This is a genomic window from Sphingomonas sp., assembly GCF_023266535.1.
Classification (GTDB): domain Bacteria; phylum Pseudomonadota; class Alphaproteobacteria; order Sphingomonadales; family Sphingomonadaceae; genus Sphingomicrobium.
In genome coordinates this window covers 13,233-15,877 of record NZ_JAHFPY010000065.1, presented here as the reverse complement: position 1 = coordinate 15,877, position 2,645 = coordinate 13,233, and the positions used below count along the sequence as shown (strand labels likewise).

Here is a 2,645-nt window from a genome sequence, read left to right as displayed (position 1 = left end):
TACCCCGATCTCTACAAGAAATTCTACAGCCTGACTTCGTTCACCTGGGGCAAGACGCTGGGGAGCGGCAACGACATCACCCAGGCCAACCGCAACCCGCTGCTCGGCCGTGTGCAAGGCGCCGACGGGCTCAAGACCGGCCACACCGACGAGGCGGGCTACGGCTTTACTGGATCGGCTGAGCAAGGTGGCCGCCGCCTGATCATGGTCGTGGCCGGCCTCGACAGCTTCAACCAGCGGATCGAGGAATCGGTCAAGCTGATGCAATGGGGCTTCAACGCCTGGCAAGCCAAGCCCCTGTTCAAGAAGGACACGGTGGTCGGCAAGGCCGCGGTGCAGCTGGGCGGATCGAGCGAGGTCAATCTGGTGGCGCCGCGCGACCTGGCCATCACCATTCCGGCAGGCGTGCTGTCGAAGGTCAGCGCGATGAAGATCCGCTACCAGGGGCCGGTCAAGGCGCCGATCGCCAAGGGCCAGCACATCGCCGACCTGGTGGTGATCACGTCGGACTCGGGCGAGCAGGTGATGCCGCTGGTCGCGTCGGAAGCAGTCGGCGAAGCGGGCTTCTTCGCCCGGGCGTGGATCGGCCTCAAGCAATTGCTTGGCATGGCGTGAGCCCCAATTGACGCGGGGCAGATTCATTAGCCTTGAAGGCGGGGAAGGGGTCGGCAAGTCGACTCAGATGAAGGCGTTGGCGGAAGCGTTGCGGGGCAGAGGACTGACAGTCGTCGTCACGCGCGAACCGGGCGGCAGTCCCGGCGCCGAAGCGATCCGCATGCTGCTGCTGGAGGGCGACGAGACACGCTGGAACCCGCGCGCCGAGGCGCTGCTGTTCGCCGCGGCTCGGGCCGACCATGTCGAAAAGACCATCAAGCCGGCGCTGGAGCGCGGCGAATGGGTGCTCAGTGATCGCTTCCTCGACAGCTCGCTGGCCTATCAAGGCGAGGCCGGGGGGCTGGGTATCGAAGCAGTACGTTCCCTTCACCGTTTCGGCAGCGAGGATTTCCTGCCCGATCGTACGTTGGTACTGGCACTCGACGAAAGCGAAGGCGCGCTGAGGGCAAGGGCGAGAGATGGCCATCTAGGCGACCGGATCGGCTCGAGATCGCCCAGCTACCACGCGGCGGTCGACGCCGGGTTCCGCGCGATGGCCGAACAGGAGCCGAACCGGGTCAAGCTGATTGACGCCAGCGGCAATGCAGAAACGGTGACGGCGCGCTTGCTCTATGCGCTGGGCGACCTGCTGCCATGATTGTGGGGCAGGATCGGGCGATCGAGGCATTTTCGAGCGCGTGGACGAGCCGGCGGCTACACCATGGCTGGCTGCTGGCCGGGCCCCGAGGCGTCGGCAAGGCGACCTTCGCCCGGATGGCCGCGACGCGCATGCTGGCCGAAGCGGCGGGGCCGCCGTTCGACCTGCCCGGGCTGGAGACGTCCACCGAGCACCCGATCGCCAGGCTGGTGACGGCGGGCAGCCATCCCGATTTCCGCTGGCTGGAGCGGCTGGAAAAGGAGCGGGGCGAAGGGCTGGCGCGCAATATCAGCGTCAAGCAAGTCCGCGAGCTCGGCGAGTTCCTCAGCCTGACGCCGTCGCTCTCGGCCTGGCGGGCAATCGCTATCGACAGCGTCGACGACCTGGAAGCGTCGGCGGCCAACGCGCTCCTGAAGATGCTCGAGGAGCCGCCGGCCAACACTCTGTTCTTCCTCGTCAGCCACAATCCCGGCAGGCTGCTGCCAACGATCCGCTCGCGCTGCCGCCGGCTGGACTTCGCCAGGTTGGGCGACGACGCCATGACGTCACTGTTAAGCCATTCAATGCCTGAGACAAAATCAGTCGAGATCGAGCGGCTGGTGGCGTTCGCCAATGGCTCGCCGGGAAGGGCGCTGGCGATCGCCGAGCTCGACCTGGCGCCGCTGGAAAGCGAAGCGCTGGCGATCCTCAAGCAGGGCGATCCCGACAATGGGCGGCGGTCCAAGCTGGCCTCGGCGCTCGGCGCCAAGGCGGCGGCGGAGCGCTATGCCGCGTTCCTCGAGCTGGTGCCGGGCTTGATTGCCGCCGAGGCTGTCGGCCTCAGCGGTGAGGCGCGGGGCCGGGCACTCGACGCCTATGCCAGGGCGCGCGAGACGGCGGCGATCGCGCCGCGGCTTTCGCTCGACCAGGCGGCGACCATCTTCCAGTTGGGCACCATCCTCGCCTCGGTTGCTCCGGCGGCGGCATCCCGTTAGGGGCATCGGCAATGTCCGAGCCCTATTACATCACCACCGCGATCAGCTACCCCAACGGCAAGCCGCATATCGGCCATGCCTATGAGGCGATTGCAGCCGATGCCATGGCCCGCTTTCGCCGCGCCCAGGGCCGTGACGTGCGCCTGGTCACCGGCACCGACGAACATGGGCTGAAGATGGTCCAGACGGCCCGCGCGGCCGGGCGCGAGACGAAGGAATATGCTGACGAAATGTCGGGATATTTCCGTCAGATGTGCGACGATTTGAATGTCAGCTATAATGCGTTTGTAAGGACTACCGAGCCGCGTCACTATGGGGCGAGCAAGGCGATCTGGCGGGCGATGGAGGCCGCCGGCGACCTCTACCTCGACCGTTACGAGGGCTGGTATTCGGTCCGCGATGAGGCCTTCTACGACGAC

Annotated in this window: 3 protein-coding genes and 1 pseudogene; all 4 read left to right on the top strand. The window is 66.5% G+C overall.

Going from position 1 to position 2,645, the window contains the following annotated elements:
* Nucleotides 1–615 (top strand): annotated as a pseudogene (locus Q0C64_RS10510) (D-alanyl-D-alanine carboxypeptidase); the annotation flags it as partial.
* A 7-nt stretch (nucleotides 616–622) separates the two neighbouring features.
* On the top strand, nucleotides 623–1,252 hold the full coding sequence (gene tmk / locus Q0C64_RS10505) for a dTMP kinase (RefSeq protein ID WP_294123548.1): 630 nt from the start codon (nucleotides 623–625) through the stop codon (nucleotides 1,250–1,252).
* Nucleotides 1,249–2,226, top strand: coding sequence for a DNA polymerase III subunit delta' (locus Q0C64_RS10500; RefSeq protein ID WP_294123546.1), 978 nt, complete (start codon nucleotides 1,249–1,251; stop codon nucleotides 2,224–2,226). Before tmk ends, Q0C64_RS10500 begins: the two co-directional genes overlap by 4 nt.
* 11 nt (nucleotides 2,227–2,237) lie before the next feature.
* Nucleotides 2,238–2,645, top strand: a 408-nt coding sequence (locus Q0C64_RS10495; protein ID WP_294123544.1) for a class I tRNA ligase family protein, incomplete at its 3' end; no start/stop codon positions are given.

Bases quoted from the DNA above. Each gene is read 5' to 3' on its own strand.
- Q0C64_RS10500 (WP_294123546.1), top strand. From the start codon at position 1,249: ATGATTGTGGGGCAGGATCGGGCGATCGAGGCATTTTCGAGCGCGTGG.